This is a genomic window from Allopontixanthobacter sediminis (genome assembly GCF_009828115.1).
Classification (GTDB): domain Bacteria; phylum Pseudomonadota; class Alphaproteobacteria; order Sphingomonadales; family Sphingomonadaceae; genus Allopontixanthobacter; species Allopontixanthobacter sediminis.
The window spans coordinates 1,090,314-1,110,151 of sequence record NZ_WTYL01000001.1; the positions used below are offsets into that span (position 1 = coordinate 1,090,314).

At 62.6% G+C, this 19,838-nt stretch carries 13 protein-coding genes; 9 read left to right on the forward strand and 4 right to left on the reverse strand.

What is annotated here, in order from left to right:
• Positions 1–3 precede the first annotated feature (3 nt).
• Positions 4–1,656, reverse strand: coding sequence for a glycoside hydrolase family 43 protein (locus GRI65_RS05375; RefSeq protein ID WP_160755445.1), 1,653 nt, complete (start codon positions 1,654–1,656; stop codon positions 4–6).
• Between the two features lie 92 nt (positions 1,657–1,748).
• On the opposite strand from GRI65_RS05375, the gene GRI65_RS05380 reads away from it, so the two are divergent.
• The 6 genes from GRI65_RS05380 to GRI65_RS05405 are packed head-to-tail and all read left to right on the forward strand — an operon-like array spanning position 1,749 to position 8,704.
• Positions 1,749–2,873, forward strand: coding sequence for a fumarylacetoacetate hydrolase family protein (locus GRI65_RS05380; protein ID WP_160755446.1), 1,125 nt, complete (start codon positions 1,749–1,751; stop codon positions 2,871–2,873).
• Positions 2,874–2,931: 58 nt separating this feature from the next.
• On the forward strand, positions 2,932–3,714 hold the full coding sequence (locus tag GRI65_RS05385; protein ID WP_160755447.1) for an SDR family NAD(P)-dependent oxidoreductase: 783 nt from the start codon (positions 2,932–2,934) through the stop codon (positions 3,712–3,714).
• On the forward strand, positions 3,705–4,589 hold the full coding sequence (locus GRI65_RS05390; RefSeq protein ID WP_160755448.1) for an SMP-30/gluconolactonase/LRE family protein: 885 nt from the start codon (positions 3,705–3,707) through the stop codon (positions 4,587–4,589). The genes GRI65_RS05385 and GRI65_RS05390 overlap by 10 nt, the downstream gene beginning before the upstream one ends.
• Complete coding sequence (locus GRI65_RS05395) at positions 4,586–6,490, forward strand: sialate O-acetylesterase (protein WP_332872601.1); 1,905 nt, start codon at positions 4,586–4,588, stop codon at positions 6,488–6,490. Before GRI65_RS05390 ends, GRI65_RS05395 begins: the two co-directional genes overlap by 4 nt.
• Positions 6,487–7,818 carry a glycoside hydrolase 5 family protein gene (locus tag GRI65_RS15435; protein WP_160755449.1) on the forward strand — a complete coding sequence of 444 codons (1,332 nt, stop codon included), beginning with the start codon at positions 6,487–6,489 and terminating at the stop codon, positions 7,816–7,818. Before GRI65_RS05395 ends, GRI65_RS15435 begins: the two co-directional genes overlap by 4 nt.
• 7 nt (positions 7,819–7,825) lie before the next feature.
• Complete coding sequence (locus GRI65_RS05405; protein WP_160755450.1) at positions 7,826–8,704, forward strand: aldose 1-epimerase; 879 nt, start codon at positions 7,826–7,828, stop codon at positions 8,702–8,704.
• 9 nt (positions 8,705–8,713) lie between these two features.
• Here GRI65_RS05405 and GRI65_RS05410 read toward each other — a convergent pair whose 3' ends face one another.
• Genes GRI65_RS05410 through GRI65_RS05420 form a run of 3 tightly spaced genes read right to left on the reverse strand, consistent with a single transcriptional unit; the run spans position 8,714 to position 13,759 of the window.
• Complete coding sequence (locus tag GRI65_RS05410) at positions 8,714–10,498, reverse strand: IlvD/Edd family dehydratase (protein ID WP_160755451.1); 1,785 nt, start codon at positions 10,496–10,498, stop codon at positions 8,714–8,716.
• Positions 10,495–11,619 (reverse strand): LacI family DNA-binding transcriptional regulator, encoded by a 1,125-nt coding sequence (locus GRI65_RS05415; protein WP_232843921.1) that lies wholly within the window; start codon positions 11,617–11,619, stop codon positions 10,495–10,497. Before GRI65_RS05415 ends, GRI65_RS05410 begins: the two co-directional genes overlap by 4 nt.
• A gap of 31 nt (positions 11,620–11,650) precedes the next feature.
• Entirely contained in the window at positions 11,651–13,759 is a 2,109-nt protein-coding gene (locus tag GRI65_RS05420; RefSeq protein WP_160755452.1) for an alpha-glucuronidase, read from the reverse strand.
• Positions 13,760–13,821: 62 nt separating this feature from the next.
• Here GRI65_RS05420 and GRI65_RS05425 point away from each other — a divergent pair, with 62 nt between their 5' ends.
• From GRI65_RS05425 to GRI65_RS05435, 3 genes are read left to right on the forward strand one after another with little or no spacing between them, the layout of a single operon-like run.
• On the forward strand, positions 13,822–16,227 hold the full coding sequence (locus GRI65_RS05425) for a glycoside hydrolase family 3 N-terminal domain-containing protein (protein ID WP_160755453.1): 2,406 nt from the start codon (positions 13,822–13,824) through the stop codon (positions 16,225–16,227).
• Entirely contained in the window at positions 16,224–18,608 is a 2,385-nt protein-coding gene (locus GRI65_RS05430; protein ID WP_160755454.1) for a glycoside hydrolase family 3 N-terminal domain-containing protein, read from the forward strand. The genes GRI65_RS05425 and GRI65_RS05430 overlap by 4 nt, the downstream gene beginning before the upstream one ends.
• 1 nt (position 18,609) lies before the next feature.
• Complete coding sequence (locus tag GRI65_RS05435; protein ID WP_232843922.1) at positions 18,610–19,818, forward strand: endo-1,4-beta-xylanase; 1,209 nt, start codon at positions 18,610–18,612, stop codon at positions 19,816–19,818.
• Positions 19,819–19,838 lie beyond the last annotated feature (20 nt).

A 19,838-nucleotide genomic window follows, 5' to 3' on the forward strand; every position in this document is an offset into this window, starting at 1 on the left:
AACCTATCGCGGCGCGTAGGCGTAAGGTCCTACGACAAGCCCGGTGAACAGACCGGCATGAACCGAAGCCAGCGGTTCGACATTTATCGGAGCGCCTAGATCTTGCCACGCGCCGCCCGCCCGCTCGCGCCATGACACTGTGGCCGATCCTCCACGCAGACTCAGCCGCAGTTCGACCGGACCGTTTGCCGATATTGCTTGCTCGGCGACGACTTCGCCGAACTCCGGCTGGGCGGGATCGGTCCGCAATCGTGCCACCAGCCGGCCTTGTTCGATCCCGAACGCCAGGAAATGGCTCTCGTCCATGATGGCGAGCAATCCGCCAAAGTCGCCCGGCTGGTCAGGGTCGAACTGCAGGCGGGTCGTGAAGTCCGCATCATGATGACGCAGACGCCGTCCCACAAATGCGGGATTGCCGAGACTTCCCGCCGCGTCGGGCCCCGCAATCACCTGCAGCCGCCCGGTATCCGGGTCGACCATGCGCGACTGCACCGGTCCGGGTGTGCGGAGGCTGATCCATTCTCCCGAAAGGCCTTCATCGAAGTCTTCCCGCCAACTGCGCAGGTCGAAATCGGCGGCCGGTGGAAGATTGGGCCGCGCCGGTTCCATCGGCACGGCTTCACCCTGATCCAGGAAACGCGGCCAGCCGTCGATCCACCGGACCGGCAAAAGGAACGTCTCCCGCCCCATCAGCGTCGATTGCCCTGCGAATGGCCGGGTGGCGAGAAAAACGCCCCACCAGGTCCCATCGTCCAGTTGCACGATATCCGCGTGGCCGGTCGCTTCCACCCGATCCGGCCGATCGGCGGGCAAGTCACGCTGGGTAAGGATCGGATTGAAAGGTCCGGGCGCATAAGGGCCCTGCAATTCTCGCGACCGGTAGATCGTCTGCGAATGCTGGTCCGCCGTCCCGCCTTCGGCCGTCAGGAGGTAATACCAGTCTTCGATCTTGTAGATGTGCGGACCTTCGGCCCAAATCGGATTCTTCGAAGGATCGACCCCGCCATCGACCAACAGGGTCCGGGTTGGCAGCATCTTCATTGCCACCGGATCGAATTGCTGCAGCCATAACGCGCGGTGCCCTTCGTATCGCGGCTCGCCCGGCGGCGCATCGTTGTAGACGATCCATGCCGTGCCATCCTCCGCGAAGAACAGCGACGGATCGATCCCGCCGAAATCAAGCCAAGCGGGATCGGACCACGGCCCCGCCGGGTCGTCCGCGGTAATCACGAAGTTGCCCTTGCAATCAATGCAGGTGTTGACGATCCAGAACTTGCCACCCTGATGCGTGATCGCGGGCGCAAACAGGCCGCGGTTGGTGCCGAGGCCGGAGAAGTCCACCTGTTCCGGACGGTCGATAGCGTTGCCGACGAATCGCCAGTTTACGAGGTCGGTACTTTGAAAGATCGGTAAGCCGGGAAACCAGCTGAAGGTCGAGGTTACCGCATAGAAGTCGTCACCGACCCGCACGATCGAGGGATCAGGATGAAATCCGGGCAGAACGGGATTCCGGAAGGTTTCCGGAGCGACCGGACCAGTATCTCCAGTTGCCCGATATTCCAGATAGTCGAACGTGGCTGTTGGCGCTGCAATCGCCGCCGGATGGTACGCAGCAAACGCGCAGGCACCAGCCATCAGTGCCGAAAAATATTTCATATCACTCTCCCGATCTAGCGACGCTTAGGGCTTGTCCGCCAGTTAATGCATGTCTATGGTAGCGCTATCAGTTGGGAGGGCAAGAGCCAGTAATGGCCAAAACAATTCTGGATATTCTGCCGGCGGACTACGCCTCGGGCAAATTCGTCGGCCGCGCGCAGTCGCCTGCCGGTCCCTGTGTGATTTCTATCGAACGCGGTGAGATTTTCGATCTTACCGGCGTAGTCGCGACTGTGTCAGGGGCCATTGCCCGACGGACCTTTGCTGGCGGCGAAAAGATTGGCCCGGTGGAAGATGGCCTGCCCGAAGGGTGGACACTCCTGTCGCCGATCGACCTGCAATGTATCAAGGCTAGCGGGGTCACCTTTGCACTTTCGGCGATCGAACGGGTGATCGAGGAGCGCGCCCGGGGCGATGCGAGCGTCGCGGCGAAGATTCGCGAACAGCTGGAAGACAAGATCGGATCGGGCATTCGCTCGGTCGTGCCGGGCAGCGAAGAAGCGGCTCAGCTCAAGGCCCTCCTCATCGAAGAAAGCATGTGGTCGCAATATCTCGAGGTCGCGATCGGTCCGGATGCGGAGATATTCTCCAAGTCGCCGGTACTGTCGTCGGTCGGATCCGGCGCTCAGATCGGGGTGCGTTCCGATTCGAGCTGGAACAATCCCGAACCCGAAATCGTGCTCGTCTGCGATGCTCATGGCGAAATCGTCGGTGCGGCGCTGGGCAATGACGTCAATCTGCGTGATTTCGAAGGTCGCTCTGCGCTGCTGCTGTCAAAAGCGAAGGACAACACGGCCAGCTGTTCGATCGGTCCATTCATCCGCCTCATCGACGACAGTTTCACCCTTGGCGATATCCGCAATGCGGACGTGGAACTAATTATCGAAGGCCCCGACGGCTACCGCCTCGAAGGGCGCAACGTGATGGCGCAGATCAGCCGCGATCCGACGGACCTGGTGGCGCAATGCCTGTCCGAACATCACTATCCTGACGGTTTCGTGCTGTTCTGCGGCACGATGTTCGCGCCGACGCAGGACCGGGACGTGGCCGGTGCCGGTTTCACGCACAAGGTCGGCGACAGCGTGACAATACGATCACAGAAGATCGGCACACTTACGAACAGCGTGACGACTTCTCGCGATGCGCCAGCCTGGACCATGGGCATCGGCGCTTTCGTAAGCAATCTGGCCAGCCGAGGGTTGGTCGACAAAATTTGACGCATGACGCCGCTTGTGCATCAAGTCGGCGCGGCAACGGAGTGGGGATATAATTATAATGTCGCAATCGAACGGTCCGGCTGAAAACTCAGCGACCTATCCCAGCCTAAAAGGCCGAAAAATTATCGTCAGCGGTGGCGGATCGGGCATCGGCGAAGGCATCGTCGAAGCGTTCGCCCGGCAAGGCGCCGCCGTGGCGTTTGTCGATCTTCAACAGGAATCGAGCGAAGACCTGATCGCCCGCCTGGCGGACGCTGAAATCGCGCCGCAATTCGTGCATTGCGATGTAACCGATTCCACGGATTACGGCGAAAAGATCAGCAAGATTATCGGCCGTCTCGGCGGCTGCGACGTGCTGATCAACAACGCGGCCAATGACGACCGCCACAAGATCGAAGACGTTACCCCCGAATATTGGGACCAGCGCATGTCGGTCAATCTCAAGCACCAGTTCTTTGCCGCCAAAGCAGTCATTCCCGCGATGCGGCAGGCAGGCGGAGGATCGATCATCAATCTCGGTTCGATCAGCTGGCACCTCGGGCTGGAAGATCTCGCCATCTATCAGACGGCCAAGGCCGCGATCGAAGGGCTGACGCGCAGCCTTGCGCGCGAACTTGGTGGCGCAAATATCCGCGTGAACACGATCATTCCCGGCAATGTGCAGACGCCGCGCCAGATGAAATGGTATACTCCCGAGGGAGAGGCCGAGATTGTCGCCGCGCAATGTCTGGATGGGCGTATCCAGCCGGTCGATATTGCTGCGATGGCCCTGTTCCTCGCTTCGGATGACGCGCGGTATTGCACCGCGCACAATTACTGGGTGGATGCCGGATGGAGATAGAACTGAACGTGCGCCAATTGCTGCCATCTGACAGCAAACTCGGTGAAGGCGTGTTGTGGGACGCCCAGCGCGAGGTTGTCTGGTTCGTCGATATCAAGCGCCATTTCCTGTGGCATTACGACCCGGAAACCGGCAGCAACGCGCATGCCGAGGCGCCCGGGCAGATCGGCTGGGCCATTCCTGCAGACGGCGATCTGCTGCTGTGCGGGCTGAAGGACGGCCTGTACACTTTCGACCCGGAAACCGAGCATTTCGAAAAGCTGATGGCCGTTCCGGGCGAACCGGCGGGCAACCGGCTCAACGACGCGTGCACCGATCCCTGGGGCCGGGTCTGGTTCGGATCGATGGACGACAGCGAGGGCTCTGCATCGGGCAGGTTCTATGTTTTCGACCGCGGCGAAATCCGCGCCGCAGGCCCTAGCGGAATCGCCATAACCAATGGCCCCGCCGTGAATGCGCAAGGCGACCGTATCTATTTCACCGACACCACCGCACAGAAGATCATGGTCGCGGATCTCTCGCCGGCAGGGGTCGGCGAAGCGCGGCCTTTTGCCGACACTGGCGCGCTGTTTTCCGATGCCTATCCCGATGGCCCTGTCGTCGATGCCGAGGATCATGTCTGGACCGGCCTGTATCTGGGCGGCCGCGTTGCGCGATTTACCCCGGATGGCGAACTCGCCGCCACGATCGCGATCCCCGCACGGGACATCACCAAGATGGCGTTCGGCGGCAAGGACCTGCGCACCGGCTTCGTCACCAGCGCCACCAAGGATATGAAACCCGCCGACATGGAAAGTTATCCGCAAGCGGGAAGCCTGTTCGGTTTCGCAGCACCCGTTGCGGGCTTTGCCCAGACGCGGGCGAAGCTCGGGTGATCCGCGCAGCGGGAACCGTATTCATCCTGCTGGCCCCGGCCATGGCCGCCGCGGCGCCTACACTTGGGCCGGCCTACGGTGATGACATGGTGCTCCAGCGCGGGCAGCCGGTCGTGCTCCAAGGTCAGACATCGCCAGGGATTGCTGTCTCGGCCGAACTCGGCGACGACACCGCACGCGCGCGCGCCGACGACAAGGGCCGTTTTACGATTACTCTGCCCGCGCGGCCCGCATCCGGATCACCCCAATCGCTGACAATTGCCGACGCGTCGGGGTCTACCACCTACGACAATCTGCTGGTGGGAGACGTGTTCCTTTGTTCGGGCCAGTCGAACATGGAGCTTCCGGTAACCCGCGCCCTCGACACGTCGAACCAGTTGCGGGTTGCGGCGGACGACGGGATCCGGTTGCTGAAAATCGCGAAAACGACAGCGCCGGTGCCGGAATCCGATTTCGCGGATCGGCCGGAATGGCAGGCCGCGACCGGCGACACGGTGGCCGAGTTTTCCGCAGCCTGTTTCTACATGGCGAAAGAACTCCGTCGGCGCGACAAGAGCGTGCCGATCGGCCTTATCCACTCCAATTGGGGCGGCAGCGCTGCGCGTGCATGGCTAACCCCTGCGGGGGTGCGCTCACTTTACGGCGAAGAAGCACTCGCCCTGCTGCAGACTTATTCGCGCGATCCGTTCGCAGCCACCCAGGAATTCGTCCCGCAGTGGTTCGATTGGTGGCGCAAGGAAGACGGCGGTCGGGAGCCCTGGAAGAATCCGGACACGCTGGATTGGCAACCGATCCCGAAGTTTTCTTTCTGGAACGAATGGACCGGCACTGGGCTGGACAAGGAACCACGCGCAAATGTGTGGCTGCGCCAATCGTTCACGCTGACTGCCGACCAGGCCACGCAGGCCGGATCGCTGTCAGTCGGCGCGATCGACGATATGGACCTGACGTTCGTTAACGGAAATCCGGTCGGCTACACGTTTGGCTGGGGCGTTGAGCGTACATACCGGATCCCGGCCGAATTCCTGCGCGCGGGCGAGAACGAAATCCTGATCGCTGCCAACAACATGTGGGACACCGGCGGCTTTTTTGGCGGGCCCGACCGGTTGTTCTTCACGCCCGGGAGCAGCGGCGACGCGATTCCGCTAGGGGCGGATTGGGAATATTCGAAATCCGCGGTCACCAGTGTGCCGCCGCGCGCACCGTGGGATGCCAACGCCGGAATCGGCGTGATGCACAACGCGATGGTAGCCCCCATCGGCCCGATGCGGCTCGCGGGGGTCGCGTGGTACCAGGGCGAGTCCGATGTCGGTCAACCGGATTACGACAACAAGCTGCGCGAATTGTTCTCCGGATGGCGCGCACAATTCGGCAGCGATGCAAAGATGATGGTGGTCCAGCTTGCCGATTACGGCACGCGGACCAGCGAACCCGCTGCTTCGGGATGGGCGCAACTGCGGCAGGAACAAATCGATGCGGTTGAGGCCGATGCGAACGCGGCCCTGGTCACAGCAATCGACATTGGCGAACCGAGCGACATCCATCCCGCCAACAAGAACGATTTGGGCAAGCGGCTTGCCCGCGCCTTTTCCGGAGAGCCCTTGCCGATGCCGGACAGCGCCTCGTTAGCTGGAGGTAGTGTAACCGTGACCTTTACTGGCATCGAAGGCGGCCTCGTGGCACTTGGCGGCGCGACTGCGCTTGGCGTCGAGCTGTGCGGCGAAACACAGGACAGCTGCCGTTTCGTTACCCCCCAGCTGACCGGCAGTTCGATGGTTATCCCCGCAGACGGCAAGCCGGCCACGCGCGTCCGTCATGCGTGGGCCGATGCTCCGATCGTGAACCTTTACGACGGGCGCGGCATGCCGATCCCGGGCTTCGAACTCGAGATTGCGCAGTGAAACTACGCCGGCGAACCTTGCTCGCCGGTGCTGCCGCCACTGCCGGTTTCGCCGCTTTGCCGGGGTGCGCTTCCATTCCACGCGGGCGCAAGTCCGGTTTCGTTACCCGCCAAGGCACCCGCCTGCTGCGCGGCGGCGAGCCGTACCGAATTGTCGGCGCAAACATGTGGTACGCGGCATGGCTGGGCGCAGACACTGACTATGGCGACCGCGGGCGCCTTGTCCGCGAACTCGACCGGCTGCAGGCGCTCGGCCTGAACAACCTCCGGATCATGGCCGCGGCTGAGGAAGGCCCGCTAAAAAATTCGATCAAGCCCGGCTTCACCCGCACCGACGGCAGCGACAACGCTGCGCTGTTCGAAGGGCTAGATTTCGCCATGGCCGAAATTGCCCGGCGCGGCATGACCGCGGTGCTGGTCCTGTCGAATTTCTGGGAATGGTCGGGCGGGCTCCAGACCCTGCTGTTTCGCAATACGAGTGAATACATCGACATGGGCGACCCCGCCCATCCCTGGCCCGCCTTTGCCGATGCCACCGCCAAATTCTATCAGAACACCGGCGCGCTCGAATCGTATCGCGCGCACCTGCGCAACATCGTCGGCAGAACCAACACCGTCACCGGAATACTCTACGCCCAGGATCCGGCAGTAATGAGCTGGCAGCTTGCCAACGAACCGCGGCCCGGCGGCAGCGAGGCCGCGATCGCGCGGAACCGCGAGGCGTATCTCGGGTGGATCGCGTCGACCGCTGAATTGCTCCGTACGCTTGCACCGAACCACCTCGTCTCGCTGGGACAGGAGGGTACGCAGGCGACCAACGGTAGCGAAGAATTGGTCAAGGCTGCGCACGAGCAGGTCGATTATCTCACGGCGCATATCTGGCCGCTCAACTGGAGCTGGGTCGATGGCGAGGACTTGGCCGGAACCTGGCCGGAAGGCCGCAAGAAAGTCGCCGAATATCTGGCGTCGCACACCAGCATGGCGCGCGATCTCGACAAGCCGCTGCTGATCGAAGAATTTGGCTTTCCCCGCGACGGCGAAACATACGCGCCCGGGACTACCACCCGCTTCCGCGAACAATTCTATCGCATGATCTATGACGCCGTCGAATCAAGCTGGCGCGAAGGTGGGCCATTGCAGGGAAGCAATTTCTGGGCGTGGAATGGCGAAGCGCGCGCGCAGCATGACGATTTCCGGTTCGTGGACGGGGACCGAACCTATATGGGCGACCCTCCGCACGAGCCGCAGGGGTGGTACGGTAATTTCGACACCGACCGCGCGATGCTGGCGCTCGTCTCTGGCCATGCAGCCGGCATTTCCGCAAGTTGATGTGTTGATGGCCGAGGTAAACCTGTACGGCGGGGGCTGGCGCGCAACACTCCGCCCGGCAGAAGGCGGCATCATGGCATCGCTTGCTTCTGGCGGAACAGAGGTGTTGCGGACGATGTCTGCGGGAGCAAGAAGTCCGCTGGACAGCGCCGGATTTCCGCTCGTTCCCTATGCCAACCGGGTTCGCGGAGGCAGGTTTGCTTGGCATGGATCAGACGTGAAGCTGCCGCATAATTTTCCGCCGGAAACCTCGTCCATCCACGGCATGGGCTGGCAAAGCGCTTGGCGGATTGCCGAACAACGCGAAGATTTCTGCACCCTTGTGCACGATCACTCGTGCCTCGGTCCGCTGCCGCTCCGAACCCCCATCCGCCAATGGCCCTGGGCCTACCGCGCAACGCAGACTGTGCATCTCGAACCTGGCGGCGCAGCAATCACTCTCGAAGTCACGAATGCTTCTGACACGCCGATGCCCGCAGGGCTGGGTCTGCATCCCTATTTTCGACGCCGGCCGGAAACCCGGATAACGTTCCATTCCAATACGATAGTCCTGGTGGGTGAAGACCAGATACCGACAGGCGAGACAGCGGAGGCTGCACTGTTTGGCGATTTTTCGGCCGGAGCGGAGCTGCCGGACCAGCTGATCGATCATAGCTTTGCCGGATGGGATGGTCACGCCCGCATCGAGGATGATCTGGGATCGATCGAACTGCACACTTCGGGCGCAAAGTGCCTGCATGTCTACGCGCCCCCGCGAGCGGATTTTCTATGCCTGGAACCGGTGACCCACTTACCCGACGCGCTGAATCAGCGCCCGGACGACATGATTACTTTGGCTCCCGGACAATCAGCCGGTCTCACGCTGCGCATAACCGCAGGTACCTAGCGCCCTCATCTAGTGGTTATGGCGCGGTAGCTTGCGGGCGGTCCCCCGGTATTTGAGCGAGAATTCCATTACCCCGCCCTCGCCCAGCTGGCCGGTCTTTTCGCGGAACAGCTCTTCCCAAGGCGTGTTGCTCGGCGGGATCGGCGGCGGGGGTTCGTCCGCCAGTCGGCGCGCAATTTCCGCATTGTCGACGAGAGCGTTGCAGGTACGATGGTTCAGGTCGACCTGGATCCGGTCACCGGTTCGCAGCCACGCCAATCCACCGCCCGCCGCGCTCTCGGGCGAAACGTTGAGGATCGAGGGGCTGTCGCTGGTACCGGACTGACGTCCGTCGCCCAGCGTCGGCAGCCATTGCTTGCCTTGCTGGATCATGGCGTCGGGCGGCTGCATGTTGACGACCTCGGCACTGCCGGGCCAGCCGATTACGCCGGAACCACGGATGACTAGAATGCAGTCTTCGTCGATTTGGAGGGCCGGGTCGTTGATCCGGTGATGGTAATCGTCCGACCCATCGAACACGATCGCGCGGGCTTCGAACACATTTTCCGCGCCGGGGTGCGAGAGATACTGTGCCCGAAAATCATCGCTGATGACCGAGGTCTTGAGAATGGCAAAGTCGAACAGATTGCCCGACAGCACCAGGAATCCGGCGTTATCCATCAGCGGATCGGCGAACGGCCGGATCATCTCCCGGTCACCGCTCTCCCGGCCGCCGAGATTGTCCGCGATGGTCTTGCCGGTGCAGGTCGGGCAGTCTCCGTACAGGCGCCCCGCCTGAAGCAATTCCCACATGATCGCCGGCACGCCGCCCGCGCGGTGGAACCGCTCGCCGAGATATTTGCCCGCCGGCTGCATGTTCAGCAGCAGCGGCAGTTCGTAGCCATGATCCTGCCACGCCGAGAGCGGCAGTTCGACCCCGGCATGGGCCGCCATTGCCTGGATATGCGGCTGCGCATTGGATGATCCGCCGCAAGCGCTGACGACCGCAATCGCGTTCAAAAAGGCCTCACGCGTCAGGATATCGGACGGCTTGAGATCTGCGTGGACCATTTCGACGATCCGCTGCCCGGTGCGGTAAGCCATCTGGCCGCGCTCACGGTAGGGCGCCGGGATCGCCGCGCAGCCGGTTAGCGACAGGCCGAGCGCTTCGGCCACCGCGTTCATGGTGCTGGCCGTCCCCATAGAATTGCAATGTCCGGCGCTCGGCGCACTGTCGGTGGCACGGGCGAGGAATTCCTCTTCATCGATCTCGCCCGCCGCCAGCTTGCGGCGGCTGCGCCAGATTACCGTACCGGAACCGACGAGCTCGCCTTCGTGCCAGCCGTCCAGCATCGGGCCGCCGCTGAGCACGATTGCAGGAATATCGACGGTGCTTGCCGCCATGATCTGGCTGGGCGTGGTCTTGTCGCAGCCGGTGGTGAGGACCACCCCGTCGAGCGGATAGCCGTTGAGCAGTTCGACGAGGCCGAGATACAGCAAATTGCGATCGAGCGCGGCGGTGGGTCTGCGGCAGTTCTCGAAAATCGGATGGACCGGAAATTCGATCGGGATGCCGCCTGCGTCGCGAATGCCGTCGCGTGTCCGCTTGGCCAGTTCGATATGGATCCGGTTGCACGGCGAGAGGTCGCTCCCGCTTTGCGCGATGCCGATGATTGGCTTGCCGCTGCGCAGTTCTTCAGGCGTGATGCCGTAGTTCATGAACCGCTCGAGATAGAGCGCGGTCATGTCCATGCGGTCGGGATTGTCGAACCAGTCGCGCGAACGCAGCCGGCGACCGCCGGAATCTGAGGTCATTTTTTATCCGTATGATGCATTAGTGAAGGAGCGAGACTGGGCCCCGCGTCGGAATTGCGCCGCACCAGCTTGTAGGCCAGCGTGACCTGTTCGCACTTGGCCCTCGATGCGGGTGTCTTCTGTTTGTAGACCTTGGCAATCATCGCCACGGCCTGCGCCGTCATTTCCCGGATTGGCTGGCGAATGGTCGTAAGTTCGGGCCAGATCGAACTGGCAAGCTCGGTGTCATCGAAGCCGCATACGGTAATGTCGTTGGGGACATCGAGATGCCTGCGATGGGCCATAGCTACGGTTGCGGCGGCCATGTCATCGTTCGAGGCGAAAATGGCAGTTGGCGGTCGGTCGACCGATAGCAGGCGCTCGGCTGCGGTCATGCCTGAGCGATAGGTGAACTGACCCTGGGCGATCAGGCTGTCACTGATTTCGAGACCGGCTTCGTTCATCGCGGCGCGGTAACCTTCGAGCCGCTGGCCGCTCGCCATCTGTTCCGGGTTGCCGATGATGAACCCGATCCGCTTATGGCCCAACCCGATGATGTGGCGGGTCATGTCGAAGGCCGCCTGGAATTCGTCGATCAGCACGGCACCATGCGATCCGGTTGCGCGGCCGGGTCCGACGGCAACTGCAATTCCGCCAGAATCGCGGATCTGGTCGAGCACGCTTTGATCGTCGCACAGCGGCGGCGGCAGGATGAAACCGACAATCCCGCCATCGACCAGCTTGCTGATCAGCGTCTTGCTTTCCGGTACAGTCTCACAGCTCTGCACAACCAGGTGGATGTCGCGCTTGCTCGCTTCTTCGAGCGCACCCATCAGGAACTCGCTGAGATAGGATGCCGAGGGGTTATCGAACAGCAGGGCGATCCTGAGCTGCGCTCCGCCCGCCAACGAGCGCGCCGCGCGGTTGGGCACATAGTTGAGCTTATCAATGGCGGCCAGAACCTGCTCACGCGTGCCGGCCCGGACGTTTTCTTCACCGTTGATTACCCGGCTAACCGTCATCGGTGAGCATTCGGCTTCACGCGCGACGTCTGCGATCGTGGGAGCCGCGTTGCTGCGGCGAGAATTGCGTTTCCGGATTAATGGCCGGATATCTTCCTTGGTGTCCATCTTCATCGCCATAGAACCATGGCCGAAGGTCCAGCAAGTACGTTCATTGGCCGGGTGCCTCCGGAAATTCGAGCTTACGGTAATATTCGACGGAAAAGGGCGGCTTTGCCGTGCCTTCCGGCAGGGGCAGGCCGTTGACCGATTGCCAATAGGCTATGGAGGCGTCGCGCCACCAGCGGGCTTCGGTTTGCTGGATGGCGAGGCGTTCGGAAATTGCGCGAAACCTTTCCGGATCGATCTCGGATTCCAGGGCAGACCAGGTAGCTGCGAACCCGTCCACCTTTGCCACGCCGCGGTCGTATTCCGCGACCAGCTCGTGCCACAGGGTCCGTCCGCTCGCCATTCGGTGATCCCAATCGACGCGGTGAAACCACAGGAGCAACTTCGGGTCGATAGCAGCGGGATCGCTCCACTGTGCGGCGATGGCGGGATCGTATTGGCTAATCGCGTTCGATCCACTGGGCGTCCGGTCGAACCCGATGCCATCCCGGTCCGCCCGGTGATAATAGCACGGGTTCCATTCGGGCCGCGCCAAGTCACATACCCACGGCGCTGGTCCGTAGTGATGGCCGGTACCCATCAGGTGCGCGAGGCCCAGAGGCGTCATGTACTGCACCACCGCTTCGCGGCTTTCCAGCATCATGCGCACGATGGGTTCAAGCGCCGCCGGCTTGCGGGTGAAGGTTTGCGCCGTCCATTCGCGCGCGATTGCATCGCTGGACATTGAAGGATTCCATGCCAGCCGGCCAAACGCGTACCAGTTTGCCTGGTCGAACACCGAACCACTCCAGTTCCGGTCCGATCCGGTGTTGGCGACACCCGCCATACCGACAGGCACGATAACATCGGCAACCGACTTTTCGCCGCCGGTGTCGGCGGTGAGCACTTCCTCCCACATCGGACCGAGGAAAGCGAGATGGCTGGCAAAACCGAGATATTCCTTGGTAATTTGCAATTCGAGCATCAGCCGGGTCTTCGGCATCGCCCCGAACATCGGGTGGAACGGTTCGCGCGGCTGGAAATCGATAGGGCCGTTCTTGACCTGGACGATTACATTGTCCGCGAATTGTCCATCGAGCGGCTTGAATTCGTCATACGCCTGTTTGGCGCGATCGGTGTCGTCCTCTGCCGAGTAAACGAACGCGCGCCAGATCACCGTCCCGCGATCCCCCACGGCCTCCGCCATCATGTTCGCCCCGTCCGCATGGCTGCGGCCATAGTCCTGCGGGCCCGGCTGTCCTTCGCTGTTGGCCTTGACCAGGAAGCCGCCGAAGTCGGGAATGGAAGCGTAGATCTCGTCGGTCTTGGCTTGCCACCACTGGCGAACCGCCGGGTCGAGCGGGTCGGCGGTGTCGAGCCCGCCGATGTCGCGCGGAGCACTGAAACGGGCGGATACGTAAATTCTGATGCCATACGGCCGCCACGCATCGGCCAGCCGCTTGAGCTTGGCGATATAGCGCGGCTCCAGCATGAACGCGCGGGCGTTGACATTGTTGACCACGGCGCCGTTGATACCGATCGACGCATTCGCCCGAGCGTAGTCAATCATGCGTTGATCCAGCCGTCCAGGCAGGTTCCACCAATCGAAGATCGAGCGTCCGGCATAGCCGCGCTCGACATGCCCATCGGGATTGTCCCAATGGTTGAGCAGCCGCAGCGGCATGGCTGGTGCGTCGATGAGACTTATTTCGCCCAGACCGCGACCCGCAGCCAGTTCGCGCAGGAGGGCATAGCTGCCGTAAAGGCAACCGATATGGTCCTGCGCAGCGATTCGGAATGTCGGGCGCTCCGCCTCAAGTTGCGGTGTCAGGCTGAACCCGGACTGGCCGGTGCCGGGCTCGGTGCCGCAATCGAGGATGATCTGGACCGGGTTCTGTGCCGGCGGGGGATCGCCCTCCCCCCGCAAACTGGTCAGCCCGCGCTCCAACTCTTCCACCGCCACGTCCAAGGTGGAGCTACGATCGCCCTCCGAAATGGGTGCGACGACCGGCGTCTGGCTCTTCAACTTAGCGGCAGCAACTCCGTCCAGCGGGGCGAACCGCAACCACAGATCGTACCCGTCTTCTGCGTAGGATGGCGTTGCCGAAAGGGCAATTACGACCAATACGGTGAATCGTGCGGCAAGCCGGTTGACAAGTTTGGTCCCTCTCATCATGGTAGCGCTACCACAGAAGGCGCGCTAGTCAAGCCGCGCTCAGGGAGAGAGACATTTTTATGCGACGTATGAAGCGGAACGCGCTGGCTATCGGTGTTTGCCTGGCAGCGCTGCAATTGGCTCCCATCGCCCCACTCGCAGCGCAGCAGGTCGCGGTCGAACGGGCAATGCCCGATGCGCCTTACTGGAATGCCAACCTCCCGGTCGAACAACGGGTGGAAGACCTGCTCTCGCGCATGACGCTGGAAGAAAAGGTCGCGCAGATCATCACGGTGTGGGACGGTAAAGGCGCAATCCAGGGCGATGGAGATGATTTCGATCCTGCCAAGGCTTCGACCCGCTATCCCGATGGGATTGGCCAGGTCGCTCGCCCTTCCGACCGTGCCGGCCCCTCCAGCCCCCGTGTCGTCCCGCGCCGCAATATCGAAGACAGTGTCCGCTATGTCGTGGACGCGCAGAAATGGGCGATGGAGAACACCCGTCTCGGCATTCCCGTCCTGTTTCACGAGGAATCACTGCACGGCTTCGCGGCCAAGGACGCAACGTCCTTTCCGCAATCGATCGGCCTCGCCAGCACCTGGGATCCTGATCTCGTCCGCGAGATCAACGACCTGATTGCCGGTGAGGTCCGCGCGCGCGGCGTCCACCAGGTTCTCTCCCCCGTGGTGGATGTCGCGCGCGATCCGCGCTGGGGCCGGATCGAGGAGACCTTTGGCGAAGACCCGTTTCTCGTCGGTGAAATGGGCGTTGCGTCGGTCGAAGGTCTGACCGGCGTCGGTACCGACCGCACGCTGCAGCCGGGCCAGGTCCTGGCTACGCTCAAGCATATGACCGGCCACGGTCAGCCCGAAAGCGGCACCAATGTCGGCCCTGCCCAAATCAGCGAGCGCACACTGCGCGAAATGTTCTTCCCGCCGTTCGAACAGGTAGTCAAACGGACCGCCATCGACGCGGTAATGGCGAGCTACAACGAGATCGATGGCATCCCGTCGCACTCCAACAGCTGGCTGCTCAACGACGTGCTGCGCGGCGAATGGGGTTTCCGCGGTGCCGTGGTGTCGGACTATTACGCGATCGAGGACCTTGCACGGCTTCACAAGATTGTCCCCGATTACAAGGCCGCGGGCGCGCTGGCGTTGATGTCCGGGGTCGATGTCGACCTGCCGCAAGGCGCCGGGTTCGAAACCTTGGTTGCTAGCGTAAAGGACGGCACCGTACCCGTCGCCGCCGTCGACCAGGCAGCCCGCCGTTTCCTGACTTCGAAATTTCATGCCGGCCTGTTCGATAATCCCTGGCCGGATCTGCAGACGGCGATGACCTCCAACGGTCCAGAAGGCGTGGCGCTCGCGCTCAAGGCTGCGGAAAAATCGCTCGTCCTCCTCAAGAACGACGGGGTCCTGCCGCTCGAACTGCCGCGCGCAGGCGCAAAGAAGCCGGTGATTGCGGTCATCGGTCCCAACGCCGACGTGGCCAGGCTAGGCGGCTATTACGGAGAACCGCGCGCCAGCGTGACACCGCTGCAGGGTATCCGGCAATTGGTCGGTGACCGGGCTACGATTGTGTCGTCGATGGGCGTCGAAATCGTCAAGGGCGACAGCGACTGGTGGGATGACGAAGTTATCCTCGGCGATCCGGCCGAAAACCGGCGGCGCATCGCCGAAGCGGTCGAAGTGGCCAAGGACGCCGACACCATCCTGCTGTTTATCGGCGACACCGAGAAGACCAGCCGCGAAGGTTGGGCCGATGCCCACTTGGGCGACCGCACCAGCCTCGACCTGGTCGGCGAACAGAATGAATTGTTCCTCGCGCTAAAGGCGCTCGGCAAGCCGGTGGTGGCGGTGCTGGTCAATGGCCGGCCGCCCAGTTACCCGGTCGTCGCCGAGCAGGCCGACGCCATCCTCGAAACCTGGTACGCCGGGGAACAGCAGGGGAATGCCATCGCCAAGGCCTTGTTCGGCCAGGTCAATCCGGGCGGCAAGATGCCCGTCAGCACCGCGCGCAATGTGGGCCAGGTCCCGAACTTCTACAATTACAAGCCCAGTGCGCGGCGCGGCTATCTGTTCGACGAGGTGACGCCGCTGTTCCCCTTCGGGCACGGCCTGTCCTACACCACCTTCAGCTTGAGCGCGCCGACCTTGTCCTCCGCCACAATCAAACCGGGCGACGGCGTGACCGTGAGGGTTTCGGTCAGGAATACGGGCAAGATGGCGGGCGACGAAGTGGTGCAGGTCTATCTGCGTGACGACATCAGCTCCGTCACCCGGCCGGTGAAGGAACTGGTTGGATTTGAGCGGGTGACGCTGGCACCGGGCGAAACTCGGCAGGTTGATATACCGATCCGGCCCGATGCTTTCATGCTGTGGAACCGCGACATGGAACGCGTGGTCGAACCGGGCGAATTCACGATCATGGTCGGCCCCAACTCGCAGGACCTGACCGAAACCAAGCTGACAGTCGCGCCATGAAGCGGCGCGAGGCACTCCGCCTGATGGCCAGCGGCAGCTTGTCGGCGCTCGCGCTGGCGCAGTCACCTCTCGCCTTCGCTCAGGCGGGTGCCGCGCGCTACAAGGACGCGTCGGCGCCGCTGGCCGCGCGCGTGGCCGACCTGATGGCGCGGATGACGCTGGAAGAAAAGGTCGAGCAACTGCGCACGGCGTGGGCAGCCAAGGGTGACATGATTGACGGCCTCGCCTTCGATCCCACCAAGGCCAGCGCGGCGTTCCCCGACGGCATCGGCCACGTCACCCGCCCCAGTGACAAGCGCGGCGTTCCGGGCATCAGCGGCGCTGCAGGCGGCACCGCGGCGCGCTGGCGCACCCCGAAGGAAACGGTCGAATTCATCAACGCCCTGCAGCGATGGGCGACCAAGGATACCACGCTCGGCATTCCGGTGCTGGTCCACGAAGAATCCCTCCACGGATACATGGCCACCGAGGCGACCATGTTCCCGCAGGCAATCGCCCTCGCCGGGAGCTTCGACAGCGACCTTATGCGGCGGGTCCAGTCGGTCATCGCGCGCGAAGTGCGGGCCCGCGGTGTCTCGTTCGTCCTCAGCCCGGTGGTCGATATCGTCCGCGACCCACGCTGGGGCCGGATCGAGGAAACCTGGGGTGAGGATCCCTACCTCGTCGGCGAAATGGGCGTCGCCGCGGTCGAGGGTCTGCAAGGTCCCGGCAAGTTCGAGAAACTGCCGGAAGGCAAGGTCTTCGCCACGCTGAAGCACATGACCGGTCACGGCCAGCCCGAAGCCGGCAACAATATTTCCCCTGCCCAATTGTCCGAACGCGAATTGCGGGAGAATTTCTTCCCCCCGTTCCGCGAAATCGTCGCGCGGACCTCGGTAGGCGGGGTAATGCCCAGCTATAACGAGATCGACGGGATGCCGAGCCACGCCAGCACGTGGTTGCTGGGGAGTGTCCTGCGCGGCGAGTGGGGCTTCGACGGGATCATCGCCAGCGATTACGGCGGCGTCCACGAACTCGCGACACTGCACAAGGTCGCTACCGATCTTGAAGATGCCGCACGGCAAGCGCTCGAGGCCGGCGTCGATAGTGAACTGCCCGAGGGGATGGCATTCGCGACCCTTACGGATGCGGTTCGCGCAGGGCGGATTCCGCAGTCGCTGATCGACACTGCCTGCGCACGGATGCTGACGCTCAAGTTCCGGGCCGGATTGTTCGAGAACCCGTACGGCGACTGGGACCTGACCCGCCGGATTACCGGCAATGCTGAAGCCCGCGCCTTGGCGCTTGAGGCCGCTCGCAAGGGGCTGTGCCTGCTGACCAACCGCAACGATACACTGCCGCTGGACCGCAAAGCGGTCGGCCGGGTGGCAGTAATCGGTCCTAACCATGCCATCGCGCGGTTGGGCGGATATTCGAGCATTCCCAAGCAAACCGTAAGCCTGATCGAGGGTCTGCGCCAGATCGCTCCCGGGGTCGATTTCGTCACCGCGCAGGGCGTGTTCATTACCACCAGCGAAGACCGTTCGCAGGACATCATCACGCTTGCCGACCGGGAAGAGAACCTGCGGCTGATAGCCGAAGCGGTCGAAGTCGCGCGCGCCGCTGACACGATCATCGTTGCCATCGGCGATACAGAACAGACCAGCCGCGAAGGTTTTGCTGCCAACCATCTGGGCGACCGCACCGACATCGATATCGTCGGAGAACAGAACGCGTTGGTCGATGCACTGGCCGAACTTGGCAAACCGCTGATCGTGGCAGCCTACAATGGCCGCCCGCCAAGCTGGCCCAATGTGGTCGAGAAGGCCGATGCCGTTCTCGAATGCTGGTACCCCGGCCAGGAAGGTGGCACCGCCGTGGCGGAAGCTTTGTTTGGAATCGTAAATCCCGGTGCCAAAATGCCGGTTACCGTGGTTCGCAACGAAGGCCAGATCCCCTATTTCTACAACCATAAGCCGAGCGCCCGGCGCGGCTACCTATTCGACGACAAGGGACCGATGTTCGCCTTCGGCCACGGCCTGTCCTACACCAGCTTTGCTATTTCCGAGCCGCGCCCGGCGAAACGGTCGTTCCGGCGAGACGAGCCTATCGAGGTCTCGGCCACGGTGCGCAATACGGGCTCCCGCGAGGGCGACGAAGTGGTCCAATTGTATATCACGCGGACCGATGTTTCGGTCACCCGGCCCGTCCTCGAACTAAAGGGGTTCGAACGCGTCACGCTTGCCCCCAACGAGGAGCGCAGAGTCCGGTTCTTGATCGAACCGCGGCACCTTGCCATCTGGAACCGCGACATGGCGGAAGTCAACGAACCGGGTCCGGTCAAGCTATCGGTTGGCAGCAGCAGCGCCAGCCTCAAATCCGTCGACGTGGAGATCGCATGACATGACCAAGGGTTTCGAAATTGATCGCAGGGGCACGCTTGCGGGGCTCGCCGCGATGTCTCTGGCTGCGTGCGGCGGCGGCGGTCAAAGCGGACCGGGTGCCTCGCCCCCGGTTTCCGCCCCTCCCCCTCCGCCAGGTCCGGTCGGTTTGCCGCAGCCCGGTTTGAACACGCTCGCCGTCCCCGGCAGCCGCAAGTTCGGCACCGCGATTGCCTCGGCCCCGGGCCGGAGCGAAGCCGCTTCAGTTCAGAATTCCCGCTATACCGACATCGTCAAAAGCGAATGCGGCATCGTGGTGCCCGAAAACGAAATGAAGTGGCAGGCCGTGCGGCCAAGCGCCGACGCCTATGATTTCAGACGAATGGACGAAATAGTGGCGTGGGCGCAGGCGAACAGCGTTGCAGTTCGCGGGCATACCCTGCTGTGGCACCGGCCGCAGTGGTTCCCCGCTTGGCTCAACACCTATGATTTTGGCGCCAATCCGGTTGCGGAAGCCGAACGGATCCTGACCGAGCATATCCGTACCGTAACGCGCCGTTACCGCGGCGTGATCTCGAGTTACGACGTCGTCAACGAAGCGATCGACCATGATCGCAACGCTACCATCGAAACCAGCCTCAGCCGTGCGATGGGCAGCCCCGAGGCGGTGCTCGATCTCGCGTTTCGCACCGCCCGCGAGGAATTGCCGGACGGCCAGCTGGTTTATAACGACTACATGAGCTGGGAACCGGCGCACCGTGCTCATTGTGACGACGTGCTGCGGCTGCTCGAAGGGTTCCGCAAGCGCGGCACTCCGGTCGATGCGCTCGGTATCCAATCGCATATCGAGATGTTCTCGATCGATCCCGCAACCGGCGTCGGCCCCTATGCCGAGCGCGAATGGCGGCAATTCCTCGATGAAGTTACCGGCATGGGATACCGTTTGCTGATCACCGAATTCGACGTCAAGGACAAGGCGCTCCCGGCTGACATCGCAATACGCGACCAGAAAGTCGCCGAATTCACCCGGCGCTATTTCGACTTGATGCTGGAGCATGGCGATCATCTCGATGACATCCTCGCCTGGGGGATGGTCGACAAGTTCAACTGGTTGCAGGGTTTCGACCCCGCCAAACGGCCCGACGGCCTGGAAGTCCGCGGGACACCGTATGATTCCGATTATCGTCCCAAGCCGATGCGCGATGCGATCGCGGCGTCCCTGACCGCCTGACCGGATTTCAATTACCGGAA